Source organism: Providencia sp. PROV268 (assembly GCF_028477805.1).
Classification (GTDB): Bacteria; Pseudomonadota; Gammaproteobacteria; order Enterobacterales; family Enterobacteriaceae; genus Providencia; species Providencia stuartii.
The window spans coordinates 25470-39890 of the sequence record NZ_JAMPLW010000026.1 but is presented as its reverse complement, the minus strand read 5'-3'; the positions used below and the strand labels follow the sequence as shown (position 1 = coordinate 39890).

At 42.1% G+C, this 14421-nt stretch carries 14 protein-coding genes; 4 read left to right on the top strand and 10 right to left on the bottom strand.

Features of this window, described 5'->3' with window-relative positions; genetic code table 11:
- Positions 1–7: 7 nt before the first annotated feature.
- Complete coding sequence (gene dinB / locus PR699_RS17240) at positions 8–1063, bottom strand: DNA polymerase IV (RefSeq protein ID WP_014656663.1); 1056 nt, start codon at positions 1061–1063, stop codon at positions 8–10.
- 174 nt (positions 1064–1237) lie between these two features.
- Here dinB and PR699_RS17235 point away from each other — a divergent pair, with 174 nt between their 5' ends.
- The 3 genes from PR699_RS17235 (at position 1238) to PR699_RS17225 (ending at position 5084) form a co-directional block, all read left to right on the top strand.
- Positions 1238–3538, top strand: a complete 2301-nt coding sequence (locus PR699_RS17235) for a TonB-dependent hemoglobin/transferrin/lactoferrin family receptor (RefSeq protein ID WP_014656664.1) — start codon at positions 1238–1240, stop codon at positions 3536–3538.
- A 77-nt stretch (positions 3539–3615) separates the two neighbouring features.
- Positions 3616–4146 (top strand): RNA polymerase sigma factor, encoded by a 531-nt coding sequence (locus PR699_RS17230; RefSeq protein ID WP_004923195.1) that lies wholly within the window; start codon positions 3616–3618, stop codon positions 4144–4146.
- 26 nt (positions 4147–4172) lie between these two features.
- Positions 4173–5084, top strand: coding sequence for a glycerophosphodiester phosphodiesterase family protein (locus tag PR699_RS17225; RefSeq protein WP_014656666.1), 912 nt, complete (start codon positions 4173–4175; stop codon positions 5082–5084).
- A gap of 128 nt (positions 5085–5212) precedes the next feature.
- On the opposite strand, the gene nqrM is transcribed toward PR699_RS17225, so the two are convergent.
- From nqrM to PR699_RS17185, 8 genes are all read right to left on the bottom strand, one after another.
- The gene (gene nqrM / locus PR699_RS17220; RefSeq protein ID WP_004923200.1) at positions 5213–5440 is read right to left on the bottom strand and encodes a (Na+)-NQR maturation NqrM; all 228 of its coding nucleotides are present in this window, start codon (positions 5438–5440) and stop codon (positions 5213–5215) included.
- A gap of 16 nt (positions 5441–5456) precedes the next feature.
- Positions 5457–6488 (bottom strand): FAD:protein FMN transferase, encoded by a 1032-nt coding sequence (locus PR699_RS17215; RefSeq protein WP_036943998.1) that lies wholly within the window; start codon positions 6486–6488, stop codon positions 5457–5459.
- A gap of 191 nt (positions 6489–6679) precedes the next feature.
- On the bottom strand, positions 6680–7906 hold the full coding sequence (gene nqrF / locus PR699_RS17210) for an NADH:ubiquinone reductase (Na(+)-transporting) subunit F (RefSeq protein WP_004923204.1): 1227 nt from the start codon (positions 7904–7906) through the stop codon (positions 6680–6682).
- A gap of 15 nt (positions 7907–7921) precedes the next feature.
- A complete protein-coding gene (nqrE, locus tag PR699_RS17205) occupies positions 7922–8518 on the bottom strand; it encodes an NADH:ubiquinone reductase (Na(+)-transporting) subunit E (protein WP_004923207.1) in 597 nt (198 codons plus the stop codon).
- A gap of 4 nt (positions 8519–8522) precedes the next feature.
- Positions 8523–9152 carry an NADH:ubiquinone reductase (Na(+)-transporting) subunit D gene (locus PR699_RS17200; protein WP_004923209.1) on the bottom strand — a complete coding sequence of 210 codons (630 nt, stop codon included), beginning with the start codon at positions 9150–9152 and terminating at the stop codon, positions 8523–8525.
- On the bottom strand, positions 9145–9939 hold the full coding sequence (locus PR699_RS17195) for a Na(+)-translocating NADH-quinone reductase subunit C (RefSeq protein WP_014656668.1): 795 nt from the start codon (positions 9937–9939) through the stop codon (positions 9145–9147). Before PR699_RS17195 ends, PR699_RS17200 begins: the two co-directional genes overlap by 8 nt.
- The gene (locus tag PR699_RS17190; protein WP_004923214.1) at positions 9932–11170 is read right to left on the bottom strand and encodes an NADH:ubiquinone reductase (Na(+)-transporting) subunit B; all 1239 of its coding nucleotides are present in this window, start codon (positions 11168–11170) and stop codon (positions 9932–9934) included. The genes PR699_RS17195 and PR699_RS17190 overlap by 8 nt, the downstream gene beginning before the upstream one ends.
- A gap of 4 nt (positions 11171–11174) precedes the next feature.
- On the bottom strand, positions 11175–12518 hold the full coding sequence (locus tag PR699_RS17185) for a Na(+)-translocating NADH-quinone reductase subunit A (protein ID WP_004923217.1): 1344 nt from the start codon (positions 12516–12518) through the stop codon (positions 11175–11177).
- 415 nt (positions 12519–12933) lie between these two features.
- Between PR699_RS17185 and PR699_RS17180 the strand changes: the two genes are divergently transcribed.
- The gene (locus PR699_RS17180) at positions 12934–13671 is read left to right on the top strand and encodes a murein L,D-transpeptidase family protein (RefSeq protein WP_014656669.1); all 738 of its coding nucleotides are present in this window, start codon (positions 12934–12936) and stop codon (positions 13669–13671) included.
- On the opposite strand, the gene PR699_RS17175 is transcribed toward PR699_RS17180, so the two are convergent.
- Entirely contained in the window at positions 13642–14409 is a 768-nt protein-coding gene (locus PR699_RS17175; RefSeq protein ID WP_004923223.1) for a class II glutamine amidotransferase, read from the bottom strand. The genes PR699_RS17180 and PR699_RS17175 overlap by 30 nt on opposite strands.
- Between the last annotated feature and the right edge of the window lie 12 nt (positions 14410–14421).

The following is a 14421-nucleotide window of genomic DNA, read 5'->3' as shown; positions in this document are numbered from 1 at the left end:
GTGTTTTTTAGAAATCTAGTAATAATTGCCTTTCTATCTGTGGGCTTAATAACGTTACATGCAGGCCCACTAGCCTAACACCTCGATCTTTACGGCGATGCTCCCACACTTGCTTAGCTAATGATATTAAGTCTTGCTTGTCTAAAATGGGATAAGCATGCTCTTGAGTTGTTTGCTGAAAGTCATTAAATTTCATTTTTATCCCTTGCCGAGCAATACGGCGGTCCGGTTTCACTTTCATAAGCCTGACTTCCAACTCTTCATATAATTGATTAAGTAATGGTAAGCAATCTTCCCAATGTTGAATATCTTCTGCCAGTGTGCGTTCGACACCAACAGATTTACGTAGCCTATCAGGATTGACTGAGCGTTCATCAATTCCATGGCAACGCTCCCACAGGACTTGACCAAATTTCCCCATCACTTTGATTAAGTTAACCACATCATAACTTTGTACATCACCACAAGTTTCTAACCCCATATCGAGTAATTTTTGTGCGGTTACCTTCCCTACCCCAGGAATTTTCTTTAATGGCAATGACCAAACAAAGTCGGGCAACGCTTGAGGCGTGATCACGTATTGGCCATTCGGTTTATTTAGATCAGACGCTATCTTGGCTAAAAACTTTATTGGGGCTATCCCTGCCGAAGCAGTGAGTTGCAGTTCATCAAAAATTTGCTGGCGAATGGCTTGGGCAATCAATGTCGCTGAGCCGTGGTAATGCTCACACTCACTGACATCCAAATAAGCTTCATCCCAAGAAAGAGGCTCTATTAAATCCGTATACTGGGAAAAGATTTTATGAATGTGTAAAGAGGTTTCTTTATAAAGGGCCATCCTACCCGGTACAACTTTCAGATGAGGACACAACCTTAATGCAACCGCCGTTGACATGGCGCTATGTACGCCATAACGCCTCGCTTCATAATTCGCGGTACTGATGACACCACGGCGGTCAGCACTCCCACCGACGGCAATTGGAATATTGCGCAAACTTGGGTCATCACGCATTTCTATCGCTGCATAGAAGCAGTCCATATCGATATGAATTATTTTACGCATAGCAATCTGATCGACAAACAACACTGTTCAAATATACAGTATATTTATAGGCTGTGCAATTATTCCTCAAGCAAGCAACATAGATGAAAATAATTATTATTTTTATTACCCGAAAAACCACCTCAAAACGACTCATTAAAGATGTTTATAGAATGGTTAATTAGTAGGAAAATAATGAATAAAAATTATATTTCATGGTTTAAAATCAATAGCTCTACACATCTCTTTTTATCAACATTTAATCACCTTTCTCTGGCTGGATTACTTGTTGTTACCTCCTCTGCATTTGCGCAAAGTGCATCGGAAGAGGTTAAACAGACAAAACAACAAGATGATGTCGTGCAATTCCCCGCGCTCTCTGTTGTTGGTAATTTAAATTCCAGTGTCGGTGCCGGTAGCTCTGTATTAAAACTGAAGGATATTGAGCGTACTCAAGCTAATAACCTTGCAGAATTAGTTGATCAGCTACCGGGGGTCTCCTCATCAGGTTCACCTCGCCCCGGTGGACAAACCCTAAATATTTGGGGCATGGGCGATGTGGAAGATGTCAAAGTGACCCTTGATGATGCCCCTAAAGGGTTTGAAAAATATCGCCAAGGCTCTGTGTTTATCGAGCCTGAGCTGATTAAACGCATTGACGTTGATAAAGGACCACATAATATTATGGATGGTAATGGTGGTTTCGGCGGAACCGTTAAAATTACCACCAAAGATCCCGCAGACTTACTACTTGCCGATCAACATTTTGGCGCTATGTTCAAATACAGCTATCACACTAATGATCGCCAAAATATTTACAGTTCAGCACTATATGGTAAAACATTAAATGGCGTTGCAGATGGTTTGCTGTATGTCAGTAAACGAAAAGGGGATGATTTACGCCGCCCCGATGGCACTCGATTTGGCTTTTCGCAAGCTGACCAACTCTCTTATTTACTGAAAACCAACCTTTATCTCAATGATGAACACACGCTCAGTCTATCGGCAATGCGCTCCGAATCGGATAACTTAGTTCCTTGGGCAGCCAAACGAGATGAGTTAGCAACACCAACGCAAAAAGAGATTGAGCAATATGGTTTTGACGGTGCGATAAAACGCAAATTGGTCCAACGGGATCAACAAGATCAAAACTATAGTGTGAAATGGAATTATATCCCTGAAAATAGTGATTGGATAAACCTAACGACAACTTATGCTTGGTCTAAGAGTCAACAGCATGATACCCGACCAGAAAATGCTTCAAAATACTTAACCTCCAGCTTAGGGAATAAAAGTTGGGTTGACTATACCGATCAGCTATTTGATATCCATAATGAAAGTCTATTTGATACTGGTCGTTTAGAACATCAACTTACTATAGGTGCTCGTTGGCATAAAAATGATCGCGGTATTTTGATGTTTGATGCGGGAAAAGCGAAAAACCCTAAATATAACTATGGTTATTATCAGCCACAATTTATGCCAGCAGGTGTTCAAGAAACCACTAGTGTATATCTCCAAGATGCGATTAGTTGGCACACACTCACTGTCACACCGGGCTTACGTTATGACTATGTGCAGAACAAAGGTAAAGGAAACTTAGCCGCAACCTATATGGAGCAAGACCCGCTAATTGGTCATGACTACCGTTCTGTCACTTATAGTGGTATTTCACCTCACTTAGGCATTCTTTGGAAAACGACACCGAATCTCACTTTATTCGGGGATGTTAGCCGCACATGGCGTGCACCTGTTATTGATGAACAATATGAGGTGCAATTTGCCAATAGTAGTTTAACCGGAAGTAGTCGAAACTTGGGTAAGGAGCGCATGGATGGGGTACGTTTAGGCGCAATACTCGACTTTGATCAAGTCATACAGGCCAATGATCAGCTGCAAATACGAACCACGCTTTTTCGTAACAGAGGAAAAGATGAGATATTCCGCCGCCGTGGTGAATACTGTGAAGCCAAGAAAAATGGTACTGGCGATTGTGGTCGCCCCTTATCCAATTACCGTAACTTACCCGGTTACACCATTGAGGGCTTAGAAATTGAGCTATTTTATGATAGCCCGAATGTATTCGGTAAAATGGCCTACTCCGCCATCAAGGGTGAACGTGATGCTTCCCCTCGAGACCCTTGGTTTGGGCAAAAAACATGGATTGGTGAGATCCCACCAGATACCTTACATGTTATGTTGGGGTATAAACTCCCTCAATGGAATGCCAACTTTGGTCTCACCGGTGACTTTGTTGGTCATCAAGTCCGCTCTCCCGCAGATAGAGATCCTAAAGCCGATTCATGGGGATACCCAAAGTCGAAAGGCTATGCACTCTATGGTGCATTTGCGCAATGGCAGCCTGAATTTATTCCAGATACCAATATTAGAGTGACCGCGACTAACCTCTTTGACCGTGACTACTATCCCTACTTAGGGGAGTCTGTCTCAGGCGTTGGTCGTGATGTTCGCTTAAGTATCACCAAGTACTTCTAAGCAATCGATGGACTCTCATCTCTGAGAGTCCATAATTGACAATAAAATAAAAATGATAATAATAATTATTTTTATTTATGACAACACACACTCCCTCTATAGAAAATAGCGACTTGGCAGAAGAAAGCCAACTTTTGCAACAGCACGCCCCTAGCCTATTTCGCTATATTCTTGCGCGCACACCTGATAGCGATATCGCAAACGAAATTTTACAGGATGTCTTTGTTCATACGATTGAAACATATCGCTGCCAAACTTTGCAATTTCCGAGAGCCTTTATGTACACACTGGCACAACGCAACATCGCCAATTTTTATCGTCGGCAACGCATCGAAGCGGAATATCAACGTTTGCTGGTGGAGCCTGAGCCAGAGTGGAATTTAGAAACTCAGTTAGTAGTCGAAGAGCAATTGCAATTACTGTCTGAGCAACTTGCCAAACTACCTGAAAATATGGAACAAGCTTATTTACTCGCGCAATTTGAAGGGATGACTTACCAACAAATTGCAACTCAGTTAAAAGTTAGTCCTAATTCAATCAAGTACTACTTACAAGTAGCAAGAAAAGTATTACAAAAAGAGCTCACTGAAACGTATTTAACTCATTGAGATAACTATTATTATAGGTAATAAATATGACAAAAACAGCAATGCCATCTATTAAAAAAGGGGTGGCTATCAGTTTATTGTTTCTTGCCAGCTATAGTGCAGCCGCTCAATCACCACAAATTGTTGCCCATAGAGCAGGAACGGCAGATGCGCCAGAAAATACGCTTTATGCAATTGAACTGGCTAAAAAAAATAGCGCCGATATTATTTGGCTAACCGTCCAACTCTCTAAAGATAATCAACTTGTTCTATATCGGCCAAGCCAGTTAGAGGCATTAACCGATAAAAAAGGGGTTATTTCCGATTACTCCGCTCAACAACTCACAACGTTCAATGCCGCCCATCAATTTAATAAAAAGGCTCATTTTCAATTACCTTTACAGCAAACCACGATCCCAACACTTGGATCCGTCCTTAAAAAATATCCAGATACTGCGTTTTATATTGATTTAAAATCACCTGACGCCGATCCAGATACTCAAGCAGAAGCGGTGTACTCCCTACTCGAAAAAAATAATGCTTTTAAAAATACTCGGTTTTATTCAACCAATGATGCATTTGTAAAAGCCCTAACCAAGCGCTCCGATAAAATTAATACCTTTGAAAGCCGTGATGAAACACGCACTATCTTAGCGAACAGCGCGATGAATCATCATTGTTCAGTCAGCAGTGATGCACAATCTAAATCGCGTTGGTATGGCTTTGAATTACACCGTAAAGTCGAGGTTGTAGAGAAATATACGTTAGGAGAGGCTCGCTCACCTGCAACGTTGTCATGGGATAAAGAAGCCATTGATTGCTTTAGAAAAAATGGTCAGGCCTACATTGTTCTATTTGGTGTCAATAGTGCGGCAGATTATCAATTAGCTAAAGAAATTGGTGCGGATGCCGTGATGGTTGATTCCCCTAAAACTTTTAAAAGCGAAATCATTAAGTAAATTTTAGCTGGCTTTATCTAATCGGTTTTACGTTAAAGCTATCTGTCTTAATTAGACCGCCAAATAAAAAATAAGCCTTAACTGTGAATGTTCGCAGTTAAGGCTGTCATCATACTAATATCGACTATTTAAATAATGCGGTGTTTTTCAAGTGCCTTTTGGCGAGCCTCTTCCCGTGCCATACGTTTTTTACGGGCATCGCAAGGTTCAGGGCAATCACAGACTTTTTCAACACCAATACTGCTTAACCCACCACAGCTACCTTGAATACTTTTGCGCTTAATAATATACCCTAGTGACATACCGAGAAATGCCAGTAGGAATAGGACGAAAGCTGCAATAAAAACATTTAGCATTCTTACATCCTCCTAATTACTGCTTTTTCTGTAAAAATGGCTCGAATGCCTTAGTATAACGCTCTTCAAAGCCTTTTTCTGTCTTAATGATCATAAACACAGGAATATCGAGCTTTTCAGCTAAGGCAAAACCTTCAACAGGCCCTAATACATTAAGCCCAGTCGATAGCCCATCAGCACTCATGCAAGTTGGTGCCAGTACCGTAATCGAAACGAGGTTATGTTTAATTGGCATCCCTGTTTTCGGGTCGATGGTATGAGAGAAGCGCACACCGTCTTGTTCAAAATAGTTGCGATAATCACCAGAGGTAGCAATAGACATATCACCAGGTTCAATCACTTCCTGAGCCGTTTGGTTTACGCCATCGGTTTGTGGTTTTTCAATCGCAATCCGCCAAGGTGCACCTTTACCATTTTTCCCTTTTGTACGTACTTCACCACCAATATCAACCATATAATTATTGATATTAATTGACTCCAAGTATTCAGCTACAACATCAACGCCATAGCCTTTTGCTATCGAAGAAAGGTCGACGTACAATTCAGGGATAGTTTTAATTAAGTTATTGCCCTGCACAGACAGCTTTTCTATACCAACCCATGCACGACGTTTCTCCAATTCACTATCTGTTGGTGCTTTGGTTACTCGCCCTTCTGGCCCAAAGCCCCATAAATTGACTAACGGCCCTACCGTGACATCTAATGCACCATTAGTTAATTCATTAATGCGTATGGCTTCTTTAACAACTTTCGCTGTTGCTGCTGAAACAGGAAAAGGAACATTAACCTCTTTAAATTGGTTGAAGCGACTTAATTCCGAGTCTGGACGATAAGTTGACATCTGATCATTCACTTCTTCTAAGCGCTTATCTATCTCAGCTTGGATAGATTCACTGCTTGGCGATGAAGATTCAGCAACATATTTAATGGAATAGTAGGTTCCCATTGTCTGACCCTGAAGGTTTGCCTGTTCAGGCCCACCGCAGGCAGCCAACAATAGTGTCGCTGCAAATAGCAGCACTGGGGTAATCACTTTTCTGTTCAGCATAATTTTCTCTGCTTCAATAATAAGCGCCCACACAAGTGGGCGCTATACTCGCCATACTTCAAGTTTCAACATTATTGATGGCATTCATTCACACGAGTCACAAAGCTGTTTAAATTCCTAGTCACTCATTGGCCTGCCGTCTCGCTGTACCTCGAATTATTTAAAGTATATACAAACAACTCTAGGGTTACTTAACCACCGAAATCATCCAACAAGATGTTTTCATCTTCTACACCAAGATCTTTAAGCATCTTGATAACCGCAGCGTTCATCACTGGTGGCCCACACATGTAGAATTCACAATCTTCTGGTGCTGGGTGATCTTTCAGGTAGTTTTCATACAATACATTATGAATAAACCCGGTATAACCATCCCAATTATCTTCCGGCAATGCGTCAGAAAGTGCAACATTCCAAGTAAAGTTTTCGTTTTCAGCCGCTAATTGATCAAAGTCTTCTGTATAGAACATTTCGCGCTTAGAACGAGCACCATACCAGAAGCTGATCTTACGTTTCGAATTTAGACGTCTTAACTGATCAAAAATATGTGAACGCATTGGTGCCATCCCCGCACCACCACCAATAAAGATCATCTCTGCATCGGTTTCTTTAGCGAAGAATTCACCAAATGGCCCAGAAATTGTCACTTTATCACCCGGTTTTAGCGACCAAATATAAGATGACATGATGCCCGGTGGAACATCCGGATTACGTGGTGGCGGTGTAGCAATACGCACGTTCAACATGATGATCCCGTGTTCTTCTGGGTAGTTAGCCATTGAATAAGCACGAACTGTGGGTTCTTTTACCTCAGAAACATAGCGGAACAAATTAAATTTATCCCAATCCTCACGGTACTCTTCTGGAACATCAAAATCTTCATATTTCACTACGTGTGGTGGACATTCTATCTGAATGTAACCACCTGCACGGAATGGTACGACTTCACCTTCAGGAATTTTTAGTTTCAGTTCTTTAATGAAAGTTGCTTTGTTATCATTAGAAATAACTTCGCATTCCCATTTTTTCACCCCAAAAATTTCTTCTGGTAACTCAATTTTTAAGTCTTGTTTAACGTTCACCTGACAAGCTAAACGGCAACCATCTTTCGCTTCACGTTTATTAATGTGAGAAAGCTCTGTTGGCAGGATATCCCCACCACCTTCTTTGATTTTCACGCGGCATTGACCACAGGAGCCACCACCACCACAAGCAGATGAAACGAAAATCCCTTGGTTAGATAACATACCTAACAGCTTGTCACCTGCGGGAGCTTCAAAGCTCTTATCAGGGTCGCCGTTAACTTCAACTTTGATGTTCCCTGTATTGACTAACTTGGATTTAGCAAACAGGATCAGACCTGTTAGCACCAAGACAATCAGGGTAAACATCACTACGCCTAGAATAATAATATCCATGAATTCTTCTCGCCTTTATAGCTGCACACCGGAGAAGGACATAAAGCCCAGTGCCATCAAACCGGTGGTGACAAAGGTAATACCTAAGCCTTTCAGACCCGCCGGAACATCTGAATATTTCATCTTTTCACGAATCGATGCTAACAGCACAATTGCTAACATCCAGCCGATACCTGAGCCGAACCCATAAACGATAGATTCGCTAAAGTTGTAATCGCGCTGAGCCATGAAAGAGACGCCACCAAAGATTGCACAGTTAACGGTAATCAACGGCAGGAAGATACCCAATGCGTTATAAAGTGACGGGAAATAACGGTCTAAAATCATTTCCAGAATTTGCACCAGTGCTGCAATAACCCCGATAAAGGTAATAAAGTTAAGGAAAGATAAATCGACCCCCTCAACTAATGCACCATCACGCAGTACTAGGTTGTACACAAGGTTGTTGGCAGGTACAGAAATACCTAACACCACGGTAACAGCAATACCTAAACCGAAAGCTGTCTTAACATTCTTCGATACCGCCAAAAATGTACACATACCGAGGAAGAATGCCAATGCCATGTTTTCAATGAACACAGCTTTTACGAACAGACTAATATAATGTTCCATTGACTTAATCCTTCTCTACCTGAGCTGGTTTCAAGGTACGTAATCCCCAAATCAGCATACCAATGATAAAGAATGCACTAGGCGCTAACAGGAACAAACCATTAGGCATATACCAACCACCATTTTGCAATGATTCCATAACGGTAATACCAAACAATTTGCCAGAGCCGAACAGCTCGCGTAGGAAACCAACGAGGATCAGAATGACACCATAACCAAGGCCATTACCAATACCATCCATAAAGCTTTCTACCGGTGGCGCTTTCATGGCATAGGCTTCTGCACGACCCATAACAATACAGTTTGTAATGATAAGGCCGACGAACACCGACAGCTGCTTAGATATCTCATAAGCATAGGCACGCAAAATTTGGTCAACAACGATAACCAAAGAAGCAATAATTGCCATCTGAACAATGATCCGCACACTGCTTGGAATGTAGTTGCGAATTAATGAGATAAAAAAGTTAGAGAACGCGGTAACCAAAGTTACTGCGATGGTCATGACGACAGCCGTTTCCAGCTTAGTCGTTACTGCCAGTGCAGAACACACCCCGAGGATCTGTAACGCAATTGGGTTGTTATCAAACAAAGGCCCAAGTAGGACGCGTTTTACTTCTTTAGAATCAGCCATTATTCAGCGCTCCTTCACGAACTTTTTTCAGGAACGGACCAAAACCGTTATCACCTAACCAAAAATCAAACATATGCTGAATGCCGTTTGATGTTAGCGTTGCACCTGAAAGGCCATCGATACCATAAGGACTATCTGTAGAGCCACTACGGACAATTTTTATTGCCGGTATCCCCTGCTCATTGAACAGTTTTTTACCCGGCCATTGCGCCTTCCATTGTGGATTATCGACTTCACCACCAAGACCTGGCGTTTCACCATGCGAATAATATGTGATACCACGAGAAGTCACGCCATCCACATCTACCGCAACGAAGGCATACATCACCGACCATAGTCCTGACCCATAAACAGGCAGAATAATTTGTGAAATTTTGCCTTGTTCATCTTTCACAAGATAGATTTCAGCCGTATTTGCACGACGGCGAATTTTGGCGATATCTTCTTCAGGTGAAAGTGCAATGCTGGTTTCATCGCTACGTAATTCACTATTGAGGTCAAAGCGACTCTTGCTATCAGAAAGCTCATTAGTTTGGAAGTTCAACAGCTTAGGTTCAATACGGTCACTGTAAACTTTTTGCACTTCTTCCGCTGTCATTTTAGGTTGCAATAGACCTGCAACACTCAAAATATTACGTTGCGTATCTAATAAAATTTGTTCTTGCTGCTTAGATTTTAATCCTACAGCAGAACCGGCTACGACGATAGAACAGACTAGACATAGAATAAAAACGACTATGAACGTTCTTCCGACGCTATCTTTATTGGTTGTTTTTTCATTAGCCACGGGCTTTTCTCCGTTTAATATTTGCTTGAACGACCAGATAGTCAAACAGAGGAGCAAACAAGTTGGCGAACAGGATTGCTAGCATCATGCCTTCCGGATATGCCGGGTTTGCAACACGAATAAGCACACACATTACACCGATCAAAATACCGTAGGCCCATTTGCCTTTATCTGTAAACGAGGCCGAAACTGGGTCCGTCGCCATAAAGATCATCCCGAATGCAAAACCACCTAAAACCATGTGCCAGTACCATGGCATTGCAAACAATGGATTCGTCTCTGACCCGATAAAGTTAAACAGGTAAGACATGGCAATCATCCCAAGCATAACGCCAGCAACGATGCGCCATGATGCAATACGGAAGAAGATAATGAAGGCACCACCAATGAAAATCATCAATGTGGAAACTTCACCGATAGAGCCAGGCATATTCCCTAGGAATGCTTGCATCCAAGAGATTGGCTCACCAGATACCGTATTCATTAACGCGCGCTCACCGCCCGCAGCCCATTGAGAAAGTGGGGTTGCACCAGAGAAGCCATCCGCCGCTGTCCAAACAAGATCACCCGAAATTTGTGCAGGGTAAGCGAAGAACAAGAAAGCACGGCCTGCAAGTGCAGGGTTTAAGAAGTTGCGCCCTGTTCCACCAAAAATTTCTTTAGCGATGACCACACCAAATGTAATACCGAGCGCCGCCTGCCATAATGGGATAGTTGGCGGCACAATCAGGGCAAATAGGATGGACGATATAAAGAAACCTTCGTTGATTTCATGACCGCGGATCAGAGAAAACAGAATTTCCCAAAAACCACCGACTGCAAAAACAACCGCATAGATAGGTAGAAAATAGACTGCACCAAGCAGCATTTTACTACCCCAGCCCGCATCAGGTGTTAATGATGCCCCCAAGAATTGAGCTAAGCGATAGTGCCAATCACTCGCTAAAACTTGCTGTAGCTCAGCCCCACTGTATAAGTGGTAAAGTGCAGGAATGGCTTGGTTACCAACGTTATACATCCCCCAAAACATCGCAGGAAATACAGATAACCAAACCAAGATCATCATGCGTTTCAGGTCTATTGTGTCACGAACGTGAGAACGACCTTTAGTCACCGTTCCTGGCGTATAGAAGACTGTCGTAACAGCTTCAAACAATGGATAGAGTTTTTCTAACTTTCCACCAGGCTCAAAATGATGCTCATGCTTTTCAAATAAATTTTTCAAACCCATGGAATTACCCTTCTAGCTCAATCTTGGTCAGTACATCACGAAGTACAGGGCCATATTCATATTTAGCCGGGCATACATAAGTACACAGTCCCAGATCTTCTTCATCCAACTCTAGACACCCTAACTCCTGAGATGAATCCGTATCTCCAGAAAGGAGGTCTCGTAGCAGGTGAGTTATCATAATATCGAGAGGCATTACACGTTCATAATTACCAATTGGCACCATTGAGCGCTCACCACCATTCATGGTTGTGGTGAAGTTGAAGCGTTTGCCTTTCAAGAAATGGCCAACCGTTGTACGTGTAATGGTGAATTTATTAAAGCCCGGCCAAATCCAGCCGAAAAGCTCTCTTTCACGCCCTTCACGTAATACTGAAACCTGATTATGAAAACGCCCTAAATAGTGATGTGTATCATCACAAGGTACGCCCCACAGTACAGAGCCAGAAATAATGCGGTTATCTCCCTCTTTGAGCTGACCTTTTGTTAACTCATAGAGATCCGCACCAAGACGAGTTTTAACTAAACGTGGTTTCTCAACTTGAGGCCCCGCAAGGGCAATCACGCGATCAGTATATAGATAGCCTGTTGTGAATAACTTACCAATCGCAATGACATCTTGATAATTAAGGTGCCATACTTTTTTATTGAGGCTCACAGGCTCAAGAAAATGAATATGAGTACCGACTAAGCCTGCGGGATGAGGGCCTGCAAATTCGCTATAGCTCACTTGTGGGTGATTATCAGATTTCGCTAAATCCCCCGCGCCATGGCAAACATGCACTTTACCTTCGGTTAAATGGCTAATAATGGTTAAACCATCATTAAAAGCTTGTTGTTGTGAACGAATAATCACAAGTGGGTCAGCAGCAAGTGGGTTGGTATCCATCGCCGTTACAAAAATCGCGGCGGGTGAGGAACCCAGTGCCGGTGAGCGGCTAAATGGACGCGTTCGCAATGCTGTCCATAAACCTGATTTAACCAAGTTTTCTTCGACTTGTTCACGAGTCAATCCTGCAAGCTCTTCACGCTTATAAGCAGCAAAGGCCTCTTGCTCGTCACCATCAATTTCGATAACAACGGATTGGAGTACACGACGCTCACCACGATGAATAGCAATAATTTTACCGCAGGCTGGGCTAGTGAATAAGACACCAGGGTTCTTTTTATCTTCAAAAAGAACCTGCCCTTTTTTAACGTGCTCACCTTCTTTAACCAGCATAGAAGGACGCATTCCGACATATTCTTCACCTAGCAATGCTACGTGTTGAATTTTCGGGCCGTCTTCTATTACTTGGGCTGGCTCACCTGCAATAGGAAGGTTGAGTCCTTTTTTAATTTTAATCATAAGATCTGCACAAGTTTCTAAGTTAACCCTAAGCTAATGATCCTGACATAGACCATAGCGACTCAGTAAATAAAAACAGCTCAAGTTACTCACATAACTCAAGCAAATAATTCTCTCGATATCGTGAAGCTATTCTCTTTCTGCCGCTCGTAATTTTATCAGTTCCCCCGACTTCTGTCCGGATATTCAAGTGACTTAGCTCAAGCAAATTACAATAAATTTTCAACTTTCTTTATAATTATTCGTAAAAAACGAGCATTTACATCATATTTATCGAACGCTGTGCGATTTTCACACAATATCTATTCCGTACGAAACTATTAATAGGCTATATCAAATTACTTTTAGCTCATTTAAAATAGCGCCATAATGTCTTTTTTTTAGGCAAAAATACTCATTTAAATTTGGTTTAAGTATGAATAAAAATATCCTTATTAGCTTTATTTTCAACCTGTTTTTTCTGCAAATTACGGTTGCTGAAGCGAATAACCATTCATTTTTGCTTAATAGTAAAACAACTAACCAGCAAAATTCCGCGATCTTTATTCAGATATTTAAGCAAGAAGGCGTCTTGGAGCTATATCAAAAAGCGCCGAACGGAAAATATAACTTATCTAAAACTTATCCAATTTGTAAGTTTTCGGGCGGGCTAGGCCCTAAAAAGCGCGAAGGTGATCTAAAAAGCCCTGAAGGCTTTTATCAAATAACCGCCTCCCAACTGAACCCAAACAGTCGGTATTACCGATCTATTAATTTAGGTTTTCCTAATGAATATGACCGAGCACAGGGCTATGAAGGTAACTACTTGATGATACATGGCGACTGTGTTTCTGTTGGTTGCTATGCGATGACAGATAAATACATGAGTGAAATCTACCAAACTGTTGAAAGTGCTTTTAAAAGTGGACAAAGCACGATTGATGTCAGTATTTACCCGTTTCGAATGACAAAAGAAAATATGTTGATCCACAGAAACTCCAGCCATTACGCTTTCTGGCAGCAACTAAAACCGGCTTATGATTACTTTCAGGATGTAGGCAAGCCCGCACAAATCTCTGTAACATCAGGAAAGTATGCTGTGAATAGCTTGCCAGAAAGGTCGGATACTTTATTGAGACTTCGATCACAATATACGTTGGCCGAGGTGAAATAGCACGAAACTACCCGGTTCAATTTTGTGCCAATTTTCATTACCTGTTAGCGGCTGCGTGGCAATCACTGAAACAATATCGGTTGGTGTTGTGCAACTTTGAAAATCGATCTCAATATCCTGATCGAGTAATTTCGCCTTACCGAATGGAGCTTTACGAGTGATCCAATAAAGATTGGTTGAACAAAATGCCATTACGTAACGCCCATCTGATAGCAGCATATTAAATACGCCTTTACGACGTAACTGCTCAGCCAGCACCGCAATAAAACGGAAAACAGCGGGCCAATTCGAGGGGGTTTTCGGATATTTCGCTGCAAGTTGGCTCAAAATCCAGCAAAATGCTTTTTCGCTGTCTGTTTCACCTATCGGTCGATAATGCCCTGTATTTAGTGAGCGATACCCTTTTAATTGCCCGTTATGTGCATAGGTCCAATTACGTCCCCACAATTCACGCGTAAAAGGATGCGTGTTTGCTAGTGTGACATCACCTCGATTCGCTTGGCGAATATGTGCTATCACCGTTTCCGATTTGATTGGATACTCCTGCACAAAGCGTGCCACTGGGGATAAAAAGCTAGGTTGAGGATCTTTAAAAGTGCGACACCCCAGCCCTTCATAAAACGTGATCCCCCAACCATCTTTATGTGGGCCAGTTTGCCCCCCACGGGATATCAGTCCACTTAGGCTGAAGTTAATATCTGTTGGCACATTTGCACTCATGCCAAGTAATTCGCACATTACAAGACCCTC